A 15,229-nucleotide genomic window follows, 5' to 3' on the forward strand; every position below is an offset into this window, starting at 1 on the left:
ACGACTCGCACTTTCGATCGGAAACTTAGGCGAGGCTAACCTTACCTTGATGGGGTCGGTGCGACGACGGCCCCCAGCAGTTCGGCCGCGTTGCCGCCCAGGACACGCTCGCGGACCTCCGCGGACTCCGTCGCCCGCTCCACCATCGTGCGGGCCACGACCGGGTCGCCGTAGGGCGCGTCGGAGCCGAAGAGGGTGCGCTCGGGGAGTTCGCGGACGGCCAGCCGTACCGCGATGACCAGGAACGCCGTGGACAGCTCCAGGTACATGCCGGGCGTGTCCCGCACCAGTTCGACGGCCTCCATCCAGTGCAGACCGCCCAGCTGGCTGACGACGAGCGGGACGCGAGGGTGGCGGCGCGAGAGCGCGGCGAGGGTGCGCAGGTCCTCGGCGGTGGTGGGCGCGAACCCGTGCACGACGACCGGCAGCCCGCCGTGGTCGGCGGCCGCCCGCAGCACCGGCTCCAGCCGGTCCGCCCGCCCCGGCGCGGGCGTCAACTCCCCGATCCCGCACAGGCCCCGCCCCACCACGTCCTCGGCGACGGCCCGTTCCACCTCCGCGTCCGGCAACTGCAGCGGCACGGACCCGAACCCGATGAACCGCTCCGGATGAGCGGCGACGGCCGCGCTCACCTCGTCCAGCGCGCCGGCGAACGCCTCACGCGAGGCGCCCGTCCCGCCGAGCGCGGTGTCCAGCACGGCGAACTCCCGGCGCAGCCCGGCGAGATCGGCGGCACGCTCGGGATGGGGCCGGGTCGGGAACAGCACCGCCTTGTCGACACCGGCGGCGTCCAGAGCGGCGAGATGAAGACGGACGGGGTCGTGCACATGGGCGTGGGCATCGATGATCATTACTCTCCTCGGAGACAGGGAACAGCGCTCTCCGAGCGAGAGTTGCAGCCTGACACAGTGACAAGGTCAAGTAGCGGACACCGGAAGGGGACGGGCGCGTGCTGAGGGACAGCGGCGGGAGCACGGAAGTTCTGACCTGGGCGGCGCCGTGCTGATCGGGGAACTGTCCGCCCGCACCGGCACCAGCCCCCGCCTCCTGCGCCACTACGAAGGCACCGGCCTTCTCACGCCGCACCGCCGCCCCAACGGCTACCGCGCCTACACGGAGGCGGACGTCACCCGCGTCCAGCGCATCCGCACCCTCCTCGCGGCGGGCCTGCCGACCCGCGTGGTCGCCGCCCTGCTCCCCTGCACGGCCGGCGGCGACACCGGCCCGGCCCTCGCCCCCTGCCCCGGCGTCCCCGAGGCCCTGCGCGACCGACTGGCCGAACTGGACGACAGAGCCGCCCGATTGGAGACCGAGCGGGCGGAGCTACGCCGGCTGATAGCGGAGCTGGCCCGAGACGCCGCGGCCCCCGGGTCTCACCCTCGCCGGTCGGGGAAAGCCTGAGCGTCGCCGTACGTGTGGCTGCCTGGCGGGGCCGGCGGCGGTGACACCGGCCGGGCGGGCAGGACATCCCCGTCCGGCCCGGCCCGCAGAACTTGCGCTCGGCACCCGGACGCTCCGACGGCCACCCGTGTCGCGCCCACGCCGGTCAGGGCGTCCGGGGGGTCCGGAGCCCTTCCCGGGTCAGCCCGGCAGGGTGGCCGGGCTGCCGCCGTTGGCCTCGTAACCGGCCACCGCCAGGGCGCGGTAGACGGCGAACTCCGCCGCCGGGTCGGCGGACAGCGTCCAGGGCAGCGCGCCGACGTGCCCGTCGACGTGTATCAGCTGGTGCATGGCCTCCTGCCAGCGCTCGGCGCGGACCAGGAAGAAGACCAGCAGATGGCGGACGTGCGCGAGCATCGGGTCGTCGGCGCGGGCCGCGTGCACCGCGTGCAGGGCGCCGTGCATCGCCTTGGTGACGACCTCGCTCTGGTAGAAGCTCGCCACCAGGTTCACCTCGGGGAGGTGCTCGAAGACCGCGAACAGCGGCAGCGCGGCGAGCAGCGAACCCTGCGGGGCGCGGGCCGCGGCGGCCTCGGCGAAGGAATACGCCTGCTCGCGCGAGCCGTGCCACTTCTCGCACCAGTAGTGCAGCGCGGCCAGATGCGCGCCCATGTGATGCGGGGCACGGTCGAGGATCTTCAGCCACAGCTGGTCGAACTCGGCCTGCGGGTAGGCGAGTCCGCGGGCGATGGACAGCTCGACGATGTACGGCACGGGGTCGCCGGGGGCCAGCAGACCCGCCTGCGCGCACGCGTCCCGGGCCTCCTCCATGATGATCCGGAAGTCGTCCGTGCCCGGCGTCGACGTCCGCCAGGCCTGCTGCACCAGGAACTCCGCGTAGACGGCGGCGGCGCCCGCGTCCTTGGGCTGCTCGGCCCGCCACACCCGTAGCCACTGGCCGCCCGGCGTCTCATGCACCCCGCCGGGCCGCTGCTGCAGCTCCAGCGCGGCGGCGCCCGCGAAGGCCTGGACCCGCTGCCAGCGCCGCTCACCCTCGGTCTCGGTGCCGGCCAGCAGCTGGGAGGCCGCACGGTAGTCCTGCGTGCGCTGCACCAACTCCAGGACGTCCAGCAGGTCCTGGTCCGGGCCGGGCATGCGCAGGTCCAGCTCTTCCTGGCGCACGAAGCCGTAGGCCGCCGGGTCGGCGGCGTCCGGGTGTCCGGGGGGAACCTGCTCGATCACCCCGCGCCTGCGCCGCATGAGCGGGAGCAGCACGAAGCCCAGCATGAGCAGCGCCATCAGCAGCCAGAGAATCGCCATGCCTCAAGCGAACCAGACACCGCCGACAAATGGCCAACCCCGCCGCCGGGCTGTGGATAACTCCGGTCCGGGAGGGCAGGCAGGGCGGGGCGGGGCAGGGCGGGGCGGGGAGGCGGGCAGGGCGGCGGGGCGAGAGAGGGCGAGACGGGGCGAGGGCGTGGCGGGGGAGGGCCGCGAGGCAGGGGGAGCGGGAAGGGCGCGAGGCAGGGTGAGGCGGGCGAGGCGAGGGAGGGTGCGAGGCGGGGTGAGGCGGGGGAGGGTCGAGAGCCGGAGCGAGGCGAGGGATGACCGAGGGGCGGAGCGAGGCGGGGGAGGGCACGGCGGCCAGGGCGTGGCTCACGGCCCCATGCAGGGAAATCCCTCCGGCTGGCGCTCCCCCTGCCTTGAGGGCGCCACCATCCGGCCGGGCGCACTACGCTCGGTGCACATGAGCGACAGGCACATCAGTCAGCACTTCGAGACCCTCGCGATCCACGCGGGCAACACCGCGGATCCCCTCACCGGCGCGGTCGTCCCGCCGATCTACCAGGTCTCGACCTACAAGCAGGACGGCGTCGGCGGGCTGCGCGGCGGCTACGAGTACAGCCGCAGCGCCAACCCCACCCGCACCGCCCTCGAGGAGAACCTCGCCGCGCTGGAGGGCGGCCGCCGCGGCCTCGCCTTCGCGTCCGGCCTGGCGGCCGAGGACACCCTGCTGCGCACGCTGCTCAGCCCCGGTGACCATGTGGTGATCCCGAACGACGCGTATGGCGGCACGTTCCGCCTCTTCGCCAAGGTCGTCACCCGCTGGGGCGTGGAGTGGTCCGTCGCCGACACCAGCGACCCGGCCGCCGTGCGCGCCGCGATCACCCCGAAGACCAAGGCCGTCTGGGTGGAGACCCCCTCCAACCCGCTGCTCGGCATCACCGACATCGCCGCCGTCGCTCAGGTCGCGCACGACGCGGGCGCGAGGCTCGTCGTCGACAACACCTTCGCCACGCCCTACCTCCAGCAGCCGCTGGCGCTCGGCGCGGATGTCGTCGTCCACTCCCTGACCAAGTACATGGGCGGTCACTCGGACGTGGTCGGCGGTGCGCTGATCGTCGCCGACCAGGGCCTCGGCGAGGAGCTGGCCTACCACCAGAACGCGATGGGCGCCGTCGCCGGCCCCTTCGACTCCTGGCTGGTGCTGCGTGGCACCAAGACCCTCGCGGTGCGGATGGACCGGCACAGCGAGAACGCCACGAGGATCGCCGACATGCTGACCCGGCACGCGCGCGTGACGCACGTGATGTACCCGGGCCTGCCCGAGCACCCCGGTCACGAGGTCGCCGCCAAGCAGATGAAGGCGTTCGGCGGCATGGTGTCCTTCCGCGTCGAGGGCGGCGAGGAGGCCGCGGTCGAGGTGTGCAACCGCGCCAAGGTGTTCACCCTCGGAGAGTCGCTCGGCGGCGTCGAGTCCCTGATCGAGCACCCCGGCCGTATGACGCACGCCTCCGCGGCGGGTTCCGCCCTGGAGGTCCCCGCCGACCTGGTCCGCCTGTCCGTGGGCATCGAGAACGTCGACGACCTGCTGGCAGACCTGCAGCAGGCCCTGGGCTAGCCGAAGGGCCGGCCGGACGGACACCGCTCGCACCGAACCAGTGATCACCAGCCGTCGATCACAACCGCCGATCACCAGCCGGTGATCGGCGGTGTCGTCTGGGAGGGCGGTTCCGTCCACGGGTGGACCCGGGCCGCCCACACGCTGAACGCGACGGCCGCGGCGCAGGCCAGCAGCCACAGCACCCGGCGGACGAGCAGCCTGCGGTGCAGCAGGCGCTCGCCACGCCGGACGGCCTCGGCGCACAGGTCCGGCGGCACCGGTGCCGGCGCCTGCTCCATGATCTGCCGCGCGGCGGCCTCCCGCTCGGTCCGGTTCACCCCGCCCTCCTGATGCCCGTCCTCGTGCCCACGGCAGCACCCCGGCCCCTCATGACGGGGCCACCTTCGGGCCCGCCGTCCGTGGCGCGGTCGGACGGGCCGGGTGGAGCAGCGTGGCTGTCGCGCGGTCGCAGATGGTGTGGACGCGCTCCCTCGGGAGGCCCAGAACGGCCGCCGCCTGTTCTTCGGCGACGCCTTCGTAGAGGCGCAGTACGAGGATCAGCCGTTCCTGCGGGGTGAGCGCGGCGAGCGGGCTGCGTGGATCCGGGCGGGTGCGGACGAAGGCGACGTACTGGTGCCAGGTCGCGCGGGCGAAGCGCGTGGCGAGGTACTGGCGGGCGCAGTCGTACGGGTCCTCGCCGTGCAGCCGGTCCCAGCGCGCGTAGGTGTGGGCGAGCGCGAGTGCCAGCAGCCGCCGCGCGCGCGGGTTGGCATGCGGCGCCTCCGCCGTGAGCAGTGTGGCGGCATGCAGCAGACGCCCGGCCGCGCCCGCGACGAACGCCTCGAACTCCCGGGCCCGGCGGGCATTTCGGGACACCTGCCGATCACGCACCGCGCCTCCCCTAGAGGAGCCCTGCCCGGTACGACAGGTGAACCGCGTACGACACAGGACCCGGTCTCATATGAGGCCAGGGCGGGCCCGGGGTCAAGACTCCGGAAGGCAACGGTGCGGCGGGCGAGGCGACGGGGCGCCCGCGCCCGCGGTGGCCGTCCCCGCAACAGAACGCCGTTCCGGATGCCGTTCTTCGCGTCGTTCAGGACGTCGCTCAGGATGCCGGCGACTGTTCCGCCGACGTCGGCCCCTGCACGGTCATCCGCGCGGACAGCGCGTGGTTGAAGCGGGTCAGGAGGGTGCAGAACTCCTCGCGCTCCTCCGGCGCCCAGTCCTGCGTCAGCTCGGCCATCAGCTGACGCCGGGAGGAGCGCACCTCCTCCAGGCGGGCCACCCCGCGCGGGGACAGCTGAAGGACCACCGCACGCCCGTCCTCGGGGTGCGAGGTGCGCTTGACGAGCCCGGTGTCGACCAGCGGAGCCACCTGACGGGTGACCGTGGAGGAGTCGATGCCCATGCTCGCGGCGAGCGCCTTGACGCCCATCGGACCTTCCTTGTCGAGGCGGTTGAGCAGCAGATACGCCGCCCGGTCCATGGAGTTGCGCACCTGCCCGACACCCCCGAGCCGCGTCTGTTCGGCACGGCGGGCGAACACCGCCACCTCGTGCTGGAGGGTGTCGAGGAGACCGGTGTCACCGACGGTCGTCATGTCCATCGACATTTCAGGTGTTGTGGGCATGGCCGGAGGCTCGCTTCATGAAGGGCTGCTGGGTTGGGGGACAGGGTACGCGGCCCGGCGGCGGCCCGTACCGGCGCTGCGCAAACCGGTCTCGCAGCTTGGTCACCCCCGTCGTGTACGACCGTGAACTGCGATGCTGGAGTCATGAGCTACGGCACGGTCGGCTCCGTGCGATCCGTCACCCTCGACGACGTGCGCGGAGCCCAGAAGATGCTCTCGGGTGTGGCACGGGTGACCGCGATGGAGGGAAGCCGGTACCTGTCCCAGCTGGTCGGCGCACCGGTGCAGCTGAAGTGCGAGAACCTCCAGCGGACCGGCTCGTTCAAGCTGCGCGGCGCCTATGTGCGGATCGCCGGGCTGCTGCCGGAGGAGCGGGCGGCCGGTGTGGTGGCCGCGAGCGCCGGGAACCACGCGCAGGGCGTGGCGCTGGCCTCCTCGCTGCTCGGGGTGCACTCCACGGTGTTCATGCCGAAGGGCGCCCCGCTGCCGAAGATCAGCGCGACCCGGGACTACGGCGCCGAGGTGCGCCTGCACGGCCAGGTGGTCGACGAGACGCTGGCCGCTGCCGAGGAGTATGCGGCCAAGACCGGCGCGGTGTTCATCCACCCCTTCGACCACCCGGACGTCATCGCCGGTCAGGGCACGGTCGGCCTGGAGATCCTGGAGCAGTGCCCGCAGGTGCGCACGATCGTCGTCGGGGTCGGCGGCGGCGGGCTCGCGGCCGGGATCGCGGTGGCGGTGAAGGCGATACGGCCGGAGGTCAGGATCGTCGGCGTGCAGGCGGAGGGCGCGGCGGCCTATCCGCTCTCGCTGGCCGCCGGGCACCCGGTGTCGGTGGAGAACCCGGCGACGATGGCCGACGGCATCAAGGTGGGGCGGCCGGGCCTGGTGCCGTTCGGGATCATCAGCGATCTGGTCGACGAGGTGCGCACCGTCAGCGAGGACCAGCTGTCGGCCGCGCTGCTGCTGTGCCTGGAGCGGGCCAAGCTGGTTGTGGAGCCGGCCGGGGCGAGCCCGGTCGCGGCGCTGCTGGCCGCGCCGGACGCCTTCGAGGGACCGGTCGTCGCGGTGCTCTCCGGCGGGAACGTGGACCCGGTGCTGATGGAGCGCGTGCTGCGGCACGGCATGGCCGCGCAGGGCCGCTACCTGGCCGTCCGGCTCCGGCTGACGGACCGCCCGGGCGCCCTCGCCACGCTGCTCGGGGTGTTGTCAGTGGTCGACGCTAACGTCCTCGACGTGAGCCACGTTCGGACCGATCCCCGGCTCGGGCTCACAGAGGCGGAGGTGGAGCTGCACCTCGAGACGAAGGGCCCGGCGCACTGCGCCGAGGTCGGCCAGGCCCTGCGGGACGCGGGCTACACGGTCATCGGCTGAGGCCGGCACCCCTTCGCCCTCGTTCGGGTGAAGCCCATTGAGCAACGCGATACATCGCGTTATGGTGTGTTGTGGTGACCCGGAAACGACGGACCCCGATGACGTGGAGACAGACATGCCAGGTGCCATCCATGCCGAAGGCCTGGTGAAGACCTTCGGCGACGTAAGGGCTCTCGACGGCGTAGACCTGGACGTGCCCGAGGGCACGGTCCTCGGCCTGCTCGGGCCGAACGGCGCGGGCAAGACGACGACCGTCCGCTGCCTGACGACCCTGCTGCGCCCCGACAGCGGCAAAGCGGTCGTGGCGGGCGTGGACGTGCTGAAGCACCCCGACGCCGTGCGCCGCTCGATCGGCCTGTCCGGCCAGTTCGCGGCGGTCGACGAGTATCTGACCGGCCGGGAGAACCTGCAGATGGTCGGGCAGCTGTACCAGATGAAGGCCAAGGCGGCCAGGCGGCGCGCTTCCGAGCTGCTGGAGCAGTTCAACCTCGCGGAAGCCGCCGACCGCCCCGCCAAGACCTACTCCGGAGGCATGCGCCGCCGCCTCGACCTCGCCGCGGCCCTCGTGGTCTCGCCGCCGGTGATGTTCATGGACGAGCCGACGACCGGCCTCGACCCGCGCAACCGCCAGCAGCTGTGGGAAGTCATCAAACAGCTCGTCTCCGGCGGTACGACCCTGCTGCTCACCACCCAGTATCTGGAGGAGGCCGACCACCTCGCCCACGACATCGCGGTGGTCGACCACGGCCGGGTCATCGCCACGGGGACCTCGGACCAGCTCAAGTCCCGCACCGGCGGCGAGCGCGTCGAGGTCGTGGTGCACGAGCGCGACCACATCGCGTCCGCCGCCGCCCTGCTGGACAAATACGGCCTGCGCGGCGTCGGCAAGGGCGAGGTCACCGTCGAGGAGCACACCCGCAAGCTCACGGTCCCCGTCACCGGAGGCGCCAAGCTGCTCGCCGAGATCATCCGCGAGCTGGACACCCGCGGGATCGAGATAGACGACATCGGACTGCGCCGCCCGACCCTCGACGACGTCTTCCTGTCGCTGACGGGCCACGCGGCCGAGACCGCCGACCAGGACGAGGCGAAGAACGGCAAGGAGGCCGTGAAATGACCGCCGCCAGCGAAGCCGTACGCGTGGCACCACCCGGCAATCCCATCAGCCGGTCCTTCCGCGACTCGATGGTCGTGGCGAAACGCAATCTGATCCGCATGGGCAGAATTCCCGAGATGCTCATTTTTGGGCTTATTCAGCCCATCATGTTCGTGGTGCTGTTCACCTACGTGTTCGGCGGCTCGATCCAGGTCGGTTCGTCCAACTCGACCCAGGCCTACCGCGAGTTCCTGATGGCCGGCATCTTCGCCCAGACCGTCACGTTCGCAACGGCGGGCGCCGGTGCGGGCATCGCCGATGACATGCACAAGGGCCTCATCGACCGCTTCCGCTCCCTGCCCATGGCGCGCGGCGCGGTCCTGACCGGGCGCACCCTCGCCGACCTGGTCCAGACGGCGCTCACCCTCGTCGTCCTCGCGGTCGTCGCCCTGATCGTCGGCTGGCGCGCGCACGAGAACATCGGCAAGGTGCTCGCCGGATTCGGCGTGCTCCTGCTCCTCGGGTACGCGTTCTCATGGATCGGCGCGCTCATCGGCCTGGCCGTGCGCACCCCTGAGGCGGCGACCTCGGGCGGTCTGATCTGGCTGTTCCCGCTGACATTCATCTCGAACGCGTTCGTGGACGCGAACCAGATGCCGGCCTTCCTGCGGCACATCGCGGAATGGAACCCGTTCAGCGCCACCGTGCAGGCCTCCCGCGAGCTGTTCGGCAACCTCCCCCCGGGCTTCCGGACGCCCGACGCCTGGCCCATGCAGCACCCTGTGTTGGCCTCGCTGATGTGGTCGGTCGTGATCATCCTGGCCTTCCGTACGCTCGCGGTCCGCAAGTACCGCCGGGCAGCCGGTTGACGGCCAGCGCCACCTCACCGGACTGAGTGCGCCGACAGCTTGGGAACGAGTACCAGTACGGATGTGCTTGGCGTCAGCGTTGTTCACTATTGGCTCTGCCGGCCGTCGTGATGTCATGTGCCCAAGTGGGAGGTCTCGAGATGTACCGACTCTTGAAGGTCGGTCTAGCAATGGTTGCCGTGAGTGCAGTTGGTGCGGCAGTGAACCTGTGGGCTCGGGAGACATACCCCACGCAATGGGGTGGCCCGAACATCGGTGGTGGAGTGCTCCAACTGCTGTTCTACGTCGGCGCGCCGACAGGGGTGGCCATAGTCGCGACTGCGCTCGTCCGTCGACGTAGCTCCTAGCCGTCTGCGGCCGGCCTCGGACACGTCGAAGCCCCCGGTGTCCGGCCGGATCGGCGGACAGCGGGGGCTTCCAGGTCACAGAAGGGGGTGGATCAGCCCGAGTACGGCTCGGCCTTCAGGATCGTCACCGAGGCCTTCTTGCCGTTCGGCAGCTCGTACTCGGCGTCCTCGCCCACCTTGTGGCCGATGACGCCGGCGCCGAGCGGGGACTGCGGCGAGTACGTCTCGATGTCGGCGCTCGCGTACTCGCGGGAGGCGAGCAGGAACGTCATCGTGTCGTCCTCGTCACCGTCGAAGGCGATCGTGACGACCATGCCGGGCGCGACGGCACCGTCGGCGGAGGCCGGAGCCTCGCCCACCTTGGCGTTCTCGAGAAGCTGGGTCAGCTGCCGCACGCGCAGCTCCTGCTTGCCCTGCTCCTCCTTGGCCGCGTGGTACCCGCCGTTCTCGCGCAGGTCTCCCTCCTCGCGCGCGGCCGCGATCTTGGCGGCGATCTCCGTGCGCGCAGGACCAGTAAGGTACTCAAGCTCGACCTTGAGCTTGTTGTACGCCTCCTGGGTCAGCCAGGTGACGTTCTCGCTGGTCTGGGTCACAGGGTGCTCCTCGTCGGTACTGGGAATACAAAGCATCGCCCTACCCAGAAGAATGTTCCCTCTCGGGTGGGCGAAACCACGAGCCTAACAATTCAAGGCCGGAAGGGGGAGGACATAAGCCATCAGAATTACATCAACGCAGGTCAGCGCCTACGTATTCCGGGTGACGGCCGGGGAGTGTCCGCCGCTCGCCGTCGTCAGCCGGTGTGACAGCCGAGCAGCTCGGCCGTCGTGCCCTTCGCCGTCGTACGGAGCGTGACGACCTGGTCGATGCGCGTGGCCGATCCGGTGAAGCGGAAGTCGGCCCGGCCCACCTCGGAGCCGTCCGCGGCCTGGGAGCGCAGGGTGCAGTAGCCGTCGGTGCCGGAGTCCTTGTGGACCTCCAGATGCACCTTGACCGCGTTGTCCGTGGCCTCGAAGGTGATCACCTGGGCGCTGATCCTGCTCTCGACGACATAGTGGTAGGCGAAGTAGCCGACCAGCGCGAGCAGGGCCGCGCCGAGCACCGCGCCGGCGATCTTGAGCTTGCGGTCGGCACGCTCGTCCGAGGAACGGCCGTAGCGACCCTCGGGCAGCCGCGCGCTCGCCGTACTCATGATCGTCCTCTCGGCAGGAACCGGTCCCGGAATTATTCGCCCCCCGATTCCGTCACTATAGAAGCCGCCGATCGCACCGGAGACACGGGGCGCCGACTTACGAGGATTGAGTCTTGACTGACCAGCTGCGACTGATGGCCGTACACGCGCACCCCGACGACGAGTCGAGCAAGGGCGCGGCCACCATGGCGAAGTACGTGTCCGAGGGGGTGGACGTGCTGGTGGTGACCTGCACCGGCGGAGAGCGCGGGTCCATCCTCAATCCGAAGCTCCAGGGCGACACGTACATCGAGGAGCACATCCACGAGGTTCGCAAGAAGGAGATGGACGAGGCCCGCGAGATCCTCGGCGTGGGGCAGGAGTGGCTCGGCTTCGTCGACTCCGGCCTGCCCGAGGGCGACCCGCTGCCGCCGCTGCCCGAGGGCTGCTTCGCCCTGGAGGACGTCGACAAGGCGGCCGGCGAGCTGGTGCGCAAGATCCGCGCCTTCCGCCCGCAGGCGATCACCACCTACGACGAGAACGGCGGCTACCCGCACCCCGACCACATCATGACCCACAAGATCTCCATGGTGGCGTTCGAGGGCGCGGCGGACACCGAGAAGTACCCCGAGAGCGAGTTCGGCCCGGCCTGGCAGCCGCTGAAGCTCTACTACAACCAGGGCTTCAACCGCCCCCGCACCGAGGCGCTGCACCAGGCGATGCTCGACCGGGGCCTGGAGTCGCCGTACGGGGAGTGGCTCAAGCGCTGGAGCGAGTTCGAGCGCACCGAGCGCACGCTGACCACGCACATTCCGTGCGCGGACTTCTTCGAGACCCGTGACAAGGCGCTGATCGCGCACGCCACGCAGATCGACCCCGACGGCGGCTGGTTCAAGGTGCCGATGGAGCTGCAGAAGGAGGTCTGGCCCACGGAGGAGTACGAGCTGGCGAAGTCTCTCGTCGATACCTCCCTCCCCGAGGACGACCTCTTCGCGGGCATCCGCGACAATGCCTGACATGAGCGCAAGCGTGAGCCTGGCAGTGACGCACCTCGTCCCCCTCGCCAAGGAGGTCGACGAGAACAAGGTCACCCCCGGTGTCCTCGGCTTCATCGTCTTCGCGGTGATGGCCCTGGCGGTGTGGGGCCTGATGAAGTCGATGAGCAAGCACATGCGGAAGGTCGACTTCAAGGAAGCCCCGGACTCCGAGGCGCAGCAGGCCGAGAAGGCCGACTCCGCCGCACAGCGGGGCTGACCCGGGCGTCAGCGCCCCGCCGGCACCGCCACCCCCATCACATCCCGGGCGTGGCGGTCCGGGGTCATGCGCAGCCGCCAGGCCTGCCAGCCGTCCTCCAGGCTGACCCCCCGCTCCAGCAGCAGGGCGTACGCCGCGAGGTAGTCGGCCAGTTTCTCGTCCCGCAGTCTGTGGCCGGCGCGGGCCAGCTGGGCCAGTTCCTCCTGGGCGACCGCCGTGCCCACCTCCAGCCCGCCCGGCGCCGCATACGGCAGCAGGGTGCAGCGCAGGAAGCGGGCCCAGTCCTCGCCGCGCCGGTCGCCGTAGGAGACGAACAGCTCCAGCGCCTCGTCGGAGAGGGCCAGCGCCTGCTGGGTGCGGGCGTTGCCCGCGTCGACCACCGCCAGTTCCAGGCAGGTCCACGCCTCGCCATGGGCGACGCCGATGCGCTGGAAGTCGGCGCGGGCGTCCACGAGGAGCTGCCGGGCGAAGCCGGAGTTGCGCAGCGAGCCGGTCTGCGCGGCCCGCTGGTCGCGGGTGACCCGGGCCGAGTGGTGCCGGGCGCAGGCCAGGCCGTAGACGTCCCGCATCCGGGAGAACATCGTGCGCGAGCGCTCCAGGTCACGCACCGCCTGGTCCAGATCGCCGGTCTCCTCCAGGGCCTGGCCCAGGTAGTACAGCGTCCATGCCTCGCCGCGCGCGTCCTCGTTCTCCCGGTGCCGGGCGCCGGCCTGCCGCAGGCCCTCCACGGCCGGTGAGGCATCACCGGCCACCAGGCGGGCCCTGGCCAGCTGGGTCAGCGCCCAGGCCTCGCCGCGCGCGTCACGCGTCTGGCCGTACCGCTCCAGGGCCGCCCGCAGCTCGGTCTCCGCGCGCGGTACGTCCCCCATCCGCAGCGCCAGCTGGCCCAGCTGGAAGTGCGCCCACGCCTCGCCGTGCAGCGAGCCGCCCTCGCGATGCAGGACCAGGGAGCGGGTGAGCAGCTGAAGCGCCTCGGCGGGACGGGCCCGGTCGCGCTGGACGGCGGCCAGGGCGTGCATCGTCCAGGCGCGGTCCGTCGCCAGCTCCGGCGCCCCCTGCAGATCCAGCGCCTCCTGCAGCTTGGCGGCGGCCTCGGTGAGGTTGCCCTGGTGGTGCAGGGTGATCCCGAGGGAGCACAGGGCGCGGGCCGCCCCCGCGTCGTGGTGCGCCTCCCGGTAGAGGTCGACCACCGAGGCCAGTGTGGTGCGCGCCTTGTCCAGCTCGCCCAGCTGCCGGGCGGCGATCCCGGTGCGCCACTGCACCGAGCGCACCAGCAGCCCCTGGTCCACGGCCTGCGCCAGCTCGCTGATCTCCCCGAGCCGGTACAGGTCGCCGCGCAGCAGGCAGTAGTCGCACAGCGCGCCCAGCAGGTTCTGCACCGCCGACTGGTTCACGCCCTCCGCGTGGCGCAGCGCCGCGGTGATGAAGCTGGACTCGTCGTCCAGCCAGCGCAGTGCCTCGTCCAGCGAGGTGAAGCCGTGCGAGCCGAACTGGTGGGACCGCGTGGACATGTTCCCGTCGACCAGGCGCAGCACCGAGTCGGCCAGCTCGGCGTAGTTCACGATCAGGCGTTCCTGCGCCGCCGTGCGCTCGGCGGGGTCCTCCTCGTCCAGCAGCCGGGACTGGGCGAAGGCGCGCACCAGGTCGTGCAGCCGGTAGCGGCTGCCGCGCACATGGTCGATGAGGCCGCCCCGGGCCAGGGCGGCGAGATGCCGTGCGGCCTCGGCCTCGTCGGTCGTGAGCAGAGCGGCGGCCGCCGCGGCGCCCAGTGAGGCCCGGCCCACGAGCGCGAGCCTGCGCAGCAGTCGGCGCGCGGGCTCCGGCTGGTCGGTGTAGCGCAGCCACAGGGCCCGCTCGACCGGCTCCACCGGGCCGTACGCCGCCAGGTCCGAGGCCAGCTGCCGGGGTGAGCGCGGGCCGAGCGCGGAGCCCGCGATCTTCAGGGCCAGCGGCAGCCCCGCGCACAGCTCGCGGATCCGCTCGGCGGACTCGGCGTCGTAGGGACCCGACGCGTCCTCGGCGGTCGCGCCGAGCAGTTCCTCGGCACCGGCCGCGTCCAGTGCCTCGACCGGCAGGTGGTGCACCCAGGCCGGCAGGTCCGCGGGCAGGTCGAGGGCCGTGGGGGCGGTGACCAGGACCAGGCTGTCGGAGCGCTCGGGCACCAGCGCCCGCACCTGCTCCGGGTCCGAGGCGTCGTCCAGCACGATCGTCACCGGTAGGCCGGTCAGATGCCGGTGATACAGCTCGCCGAGCCGCTTGACCTGCTGGTCGGGGGAGGAGCGCTCCCGGAACAACAGCTGTTCGCGGGGTGCGCCGAGCCGGTTGAGCAGATGCAGCAGGGCGTCCCGCGTCGCCAGTGGGGCCTCCTCCCGCCGGCCGCCGCGCAGATCCACGACCACCGCGCCGCGGAAGTGGTCCCGCAGCTCGTGCGCCGCGCGCACCGCGAGTGTGGTCCGGCCGGAGCCGGGCTCGCCGTGCAGCACGACCACCGTCGGCCGGGTCTCGGTGGCCGCCCGGGCCGCCTGCGCCCACTGTCTGATCCGCGCCAGCTCCGCCCGACGCCCCGCGAACGGGCCGTCCGGATCGGGGAGTTGACCGAACGACTGCTCCAGTACCGTGCGCCGGCGGGCCGCCGCGCTCTTGTCCGTGCCGCGCAGCGTCGGGCCGCCGGTCTTCTTCGGGCCCGTGGAGGCGCTGAGCACCCGCTGCTGGTCGAGGAAGGGGCGGATACCGCGCACCTCCAGCGCGGTCAGCCACTGAAGCCGCAGCTGCTCGGACCCGCCGGGCTGGCCGGCCGCGCCCGCCGAGTGGTGCGCGGCGGGCAGATGGGTGCCGGCCACCTTCACCACGGAGGCGGCGGCACCGGCCACGCCCGCCACGACGCCCGCGCCGACGGCCGTACCCGTACCCGTGCCGAGGGACAGGTCGGCCGCGGCCGCGGCGACCGCGGCAACGGCCGCCGTCAGCAGGGCGGTTCCGGCGCCCGCGCGGGCGTAGCGCTGCCCGAAGGTCAGCCGGCCCGCCTCGGCCTCGTCCAGCGCCCGGGTGTAGGCCTCGTACTCCTCGCCGGCCGCGCCGGCCATCGTGTCCAGCGCGCCGCGCGCCCGCGACAGCAGCACCTGCCCGTCGATCCGCCCGCCCGAACGCCGCACCTCCTCCTCGACGGCGCGCGCCAGCAGCCGCTCGGCCTGAGTCCGATGGCCGTCCCGCATGTCCCGTCCCCCTCC

15 protein-coding genes are annotated in these 15,229 nt (G+C 72.0%); 7 read left to right on the plus strand and 8 right to left on the minus strand.

All coding sequences use genetic code 11. From position 1 onward, the window contains the following. Positions 1–41 precede the first annotated feature (41 nt). Positions 42–851 (minus strand): TatD family hydrolase, encoded by an 810-nt coding sequence (locus AB0L75_RS23620; RefSeq protein WP_365183983.1) that lies wholly within the window; start codon positions 849–851, stop codon positions 42–44. 148 nt (positions 852–999) lie between these two features. Between AB0L75_RS23620 and AB0L75_RS23625 the strand changes: the two genes are divergently transcribed. Continuing rightward, positions 1,000–1,401, plus strand: a complete 402-nt coding sequence (locus AB0L75_RS23625) for a MerR family transcriptional regulator (protein WP_365183986.1) — start codon at positions 1,000–1,002, stop codon at positions 1,399–1,401. A gap of 180 nt (positions 1,402–1,581) precedes the next feature. Here AB0L75_RS23625 and AB0L75_RS23630 read toward each other — a convergent pair whose 3' ends face one another. Continuing rightward, a complete protein-coding gene (locus tag AB0L75_RS23630) occupies positions 1,582–2,700 on the minus strand; it encodes a hypothetical protein (RefSeq protein ID WP_365183988.1) in 1,119 nt (372 codons plus the stop codon). A gap of 427 nt (positions 2,701–3,127) precedes the next feature. Between AB0L75_RS23630 and AB0L75_RS23635 the strand changes: the two genes are divergently transcribed. Then, complete coding sequence (locus AB0L75_RS23635) at positions 3,128–4,282, plus strand: cystathionine gamma-synthase (RefSeq protein ID WP_365183991.1); 1,155 nt, start codon at positions 3,128–3,130, stop codon at positions 4,280–4,282. A 71-nt stretch (positions 4,283–4,353) separates the two neighbouring features. Here the strand turns inward: AB0L75_RS23635 and AB0L75_RS23640 are convergent, their stop codons facing one another. The 3 genes from AB0L75_RS23640 to AB0L75_RS23650 all read right to left on the minus strand — a co-directional run bounded on the left by AB0L75_RS23640 (position 4,354) and on the right by AB0L75_RS23650 (position 5,894). Further along, the gene (locus AB0L75_RS23640; protein WP_365183993.1) at positions 4,354–4,602 is read right to left on the minus strand and encodes a hypothetical protein; all 249 of its coding nucleotides are present in this window, start codon (positions 4,600–4,602) and stop codon (positions 4,354–4,356) included. A gap of 49 nt (positions 4,603–4,651) precedes the next feature. Next, positions 4,652–5,155, minus strand: coding sequence for a sigma factor-like helix-turn-helix DNA-binding protein (locus tag AB0L75_RS23645; RefSeq protein ID WP_365183995.1), 504 nt, complete (start codon positions 5,153–5,155; stop codon positions 4,652–4,654). A 214-nt stretch (positions 5,156–5,369) separates the two neighbouring features. Beyond that, the gene (locus tag AB0L75_RS23650) at positions 5,370–5,894 is read right to left on the minus strand and encodes a MarR family transcriptional regulator (RefSeq protein ID WP_365183997.1); all 525 of its coding nucleotides are present in this window, start codon (positions 5,892–5,894) and stop codon (positions 5,370–5,372) included. Positions 5,895–6,038: 144 nt separating this feature from the next. Between AB0L75_RS23650 and ilvA the strand changes: the two genes are divergently transcribed. The 3 genes from ilvA to AB0L75_RS23665 all read left to right on the plus strand — a co-directional run bounded on the left by ilvA (position 6,039) and on the right by AB0L75_RS23665 (position 9,233). After that, on the plus strand, positions 6,039–7,268 hold the full coding sequence (gene ilvA, locus AB0L75_RS23655; protein WP_365183999.1) for a threonine ammonia-lyase: 1,230 nt from the start codon (positions 6,039–6,041) through the stop codon (positions 7,266–7,268). A 115-nt stretch (positions 7,269–7,383) separates the two neighbouring features. Continuing rightward, positions 7,384–8,385 (plus strand): ATP-binding cassette domain-containing protein, encoded by a 1,002-nt coding sequence (locus AB0L75_RS23660; RefSeq protein WP_365184001.1) that lies wholly within the window; start codon positions 7,384–7,386, stop codon positions 8,383–8,385. Next, positions 8,382–9,233 (plus strand): ABC transporter permease, encoded by an 852-nt coding sequence (locus tag AB0L75_RS23665; protein ID WP_365184004.1) that lies wholly within the window; start codon positions 8,382–8,384, stop codon positions 9,231–9,233. Before AB0L75_RS23660 ends, AB0L75_RS23665 begins: the two co-directional genes overlap by 4 nt. Positions 9,234–9,672: 439 nt before the next feature. Here AB0L75_RS23665 and greA read toward each other — a convergent pair whose 3' ends face one another. Together greA and AB0L75_RS23675 are read right to left on the minus strand one after the other, a co-directional pair. Continuing rightward, on the minus strand, positions 9,673–10,173 hold the full coding sequence (gene greA / locus AB0L75_RS23670; protein WP_365184006.1) for a transcription elongation factor GreA: 501 nt from the start codon (positions 10,171–10,173) through the stop codon (positions 9,673–9,675). A 197-nt stretch (positions 10,174–10,370) separates the two neighbouring features. Then, the gene (locus AB0L75_RS23675) at positions 10,371–10,769 is read right to left on the minus strand and encodes a DUF4307 domain-containing protein (protein WP_365184008.1); all 399 of its coding nucleotides are present in this window, start codon (positions 10,767–10,769) and stop codon (positions 10,371–10,373) included. A 113-nt stretch (positions 10,770–10,882) separates the two neighbouring features. Here AB0L75_RS23675 and mca point away from each other — a divergent pair, with 113 nt between their 5' ends. Both mca and AB0L75_RS23685 read left to right on the plus strand, forming a co-directional pair. Beyond that, complete coding sequence (mca, locus tag AB0L75_RS23680; RefSeq protein WP_365184011.1) at positions 10,883–11,764, plus strand: mycothiol conjugate amidase Mca; 882 nt, start codon at positions 10,883–10,885, stop codon at positions 11,762–11,764. Then, positions 11,757–12,002 (plus strand): hypothetical protein, encoded by a 246-nt coding sequence (locus tag AB0L75_RS23685; RefSeq protein ID WP_365184013.1) that lies wholly within the window; start codon positions 11,757–11,759, stop codon positions 12,000–12,002. The genes mca and AB0L75_RS23685 overlap by 8 nt, the downstream gene beginning before the upstream one ends. Before the next feature lie 8 nt (positions 12,003–12,010). Here AB0L75_RS23685 and AB0L75_RS23690 read toward each other — a convergent pair whose 3' ends face one another. Then, on the minus strand, positions 12,011–15,214 hold the full coding sequence (locus tag AB0L75_RS23690) for a tetratricopeptide repeat protein (protein WP_365184015.1): 3,204 nt from the start codon (positions 15,212–15,214) through the stop codon (positions 12,011–12,013). Positions 15,215–15,229: the final 15 nt, after the last annotated feature.

The organism is Streptomyces sp. NPDC052101 (genome assembly GCF_040680235.1).
Taxonomy (GTDB): Bacteria; Actinomycetota; Actinomycetes; order Streptomycetales; family Streptomycetaceae; genus Streptomyces.

Excerpts from the sequence above, each read along its gene's own strand:
- AB0L75_RS23630 (WP_365183988.1), bottom strand. The coding sequence starts at position 2,700 with ATGGCGATTCTCTGGCTGCTGATGGCGCTGCTCATGCTGGGCTTCGTG.
- AB0L75_RS23685 (WP_365184013.1), top strand. The coding sequence starts at position 11,757 with ATGCCTGACATGAGCGCAAGCGTGAGCCTGGCAGTGACGCACCTCGTC.
- AB0L75_RS23650 (WP_365183997.1), bottom strand. The coding sequence starts at position 5,894 with ATGCCCACAACACCTGAAATGTCGATGGACATGACGACCGTCGGTGAC.
- AB0L75_RS23690 (WP_365184015.1), bottom strand. The coding sequence starts at position 15,214 with ATGCGGGACGGCCATCGGACTCAGGCCGAGCGGCTGCTGGCGCGCGCC.
- AB0L75_RS23665 (WP_365184004.1), top strand. The coding sequence starts at position 8,382 with ATGACCGCCGCCAGCGAAGCCGTACGCGTGGCACCACCCGGCAATCCC.
- ilvA (WP_365183999.1), top strand. The coding sequence starts at position 6,039 with ATGAGCTACGGCACGGTCGGCTCCGTGCGATCCGTCACCCTCGACGAC.
- AB0L75_RS23660 (WP_365184001.1), top strand. The coding sequence starts at position 7,384 with ATGCCAGGTGCCATCCATGCCGAAGGCCTGGTGAAGACCTTCGGCGAC.
- AB0L75_RS23635 (WP_365183991.1), top strand. The coding sequence starts at position 3,128 with ATGAGCGACAGGCACATCAGTCAGCACTTCGAGACCCTCGCGATCCAC.
- AB0L75_RS23675 (WP_365184008.1), bottom strand. The coding sequence starts at position 10,769 with ATGAGTACGGCGAGCGCGCGGCTGCCCGAGGGTCGCTACGGCCGTTCC.
- AB0L75_RS23620 (WP_365183983.1), bottom strand. The coding sequence starts at position 851 with ATGATCATCGATGCCCACGCCCATGTGCACGACCCCGTCCGTCTTCAT.